The sequence below is a fragment of the Agrobacterium sp. CFBP 3001 genome (genome assembly GCF_027871605.1).
Classification (GTDB): domain Bacteria; phylum Pseudomonadota; class Alphaproteobacteria; order Rhizobiales; family Rhizobiaceae; genus Agrobacterium; species Agrobacterium leguminum.
The window spans coordinates 1-1,152 of the sequence record NZ_JAQAHD010000055.1 but is presented as its reverse complement, the minus strand read 5'-3'; the positions used below and the strand labels follow the sequence as shown (position 1 = coordinate 1,152).

The following is a 1,152-nucleotide window of genomic DNA, read 5'->3' as shown; positions in this document are numbered from 1 at the left end:
GCCCCCTTGTAACTTGATTTCGCCGCGCTGTGCTATTGTCGCTTGTGCGGTGGCGGATGGAAGACCGATCCCCCCTGGGGACATTGATCCCGTGGATGAGCCCGGGTCTCCCTCCGCTTTTTCATCGAACCCGAACAGTCGCCGGGGCCGCTTGCGTGTGCGAAGCCCGATTAGGCAAGGATGGGATAAGATGGATAATAGTGTTGGCATCGACGTTTCCAAGGACCGTCTGGATGTGGCGTTCGCAGCATCGGGCACGGCGTTCTTCGTCGAGAACAGCCATGCCGGGATTGACGATCTGGTAGAGCGTCTCAAAGAGGTGCATGCCGATATCGTGGCGCTTGAAGCCACAGGCGGCTTCGAGACGCTGGCCGTGGCACGGCTTTCGGCGGCAGGATTTGCGGTGATCGTGGTCAATCCGGCGCAGGTGCGCGCCTATGCCAATGCCATCGGTCGCCGTGCCAAGACCGACGCGGTCGATGCCGCGGTGATTGCCGCTTTCGTGTCTGCCACCAAGCCACAGATCCGGCCTCTGCGTGATCAGCAAACCCAGCTTTTGTCGGCACTTGTCGACCGCAGGCGGCAGATCGTGCAGATGATCGTGGCCGAAGAGAACCGGTTACGCATGGCGCTGGAGAAATCGACCCGCAAAAGCATTCAGCGCCTGCTTGCCGCCCTGCGCCGGGAGGTGGACAGCATCGATGCGGAAATGGACGATCACATCCGCAAATCCCCCGTGTGGCGGGTGCGTGAGGCGCTGCTGACCTCCGTGCCCGGTGTGGGGCCTGCAACGGCGCGCACGCTTCTTGCCGAGATGCCGGAACTGGGCAGTCTCGACCGGCGTCAAATCGCCTCGCTGGCGGGCCTTGCTCCCTGGACCCGGCAATCGGGCAAATGGAAGGGCAAAAGCTTCATCGGTGGCGGCAGGGGCAAGGTCCGGGCGGTGTTGTTCATGGCAGCGCTGGTGGCGGCACGGCACAATCCAGTCCTCAAGGCCTTTCGCGATCGCCTCGTGGAAGCCGGAAAGCCGAAAATCCTCGCTACCGTCGCAACCATGCGAAAGCTTCTGACAATGCTCAACGCCATCATCAGAGACAACAAACCATGGCAAAACGCTTGACATCAAAGACAGTCGCTCATCCCGCTGCCGCG

General features: G+C 61.6%; 1 protein-coding gene. It reads left to right on the top strand.

Annotated elements, in window-relative coordinates:
• The first annotated feature begins 190 nt into the window (after positions 1 to 190).
• Positions 191 to 1,120, top strand: a complete 930-nt coding sequence (locus PH605_RS25240) for an IS110 family transposase (RefSeq protein ID WP_142846693.1) — start codon at positions 191 to 193, stop codon at positions 1,118 to 1,120.
• The last annotated feature ends 32 nt before the right edge of the window (positions 1,121 to 1,152 follow it).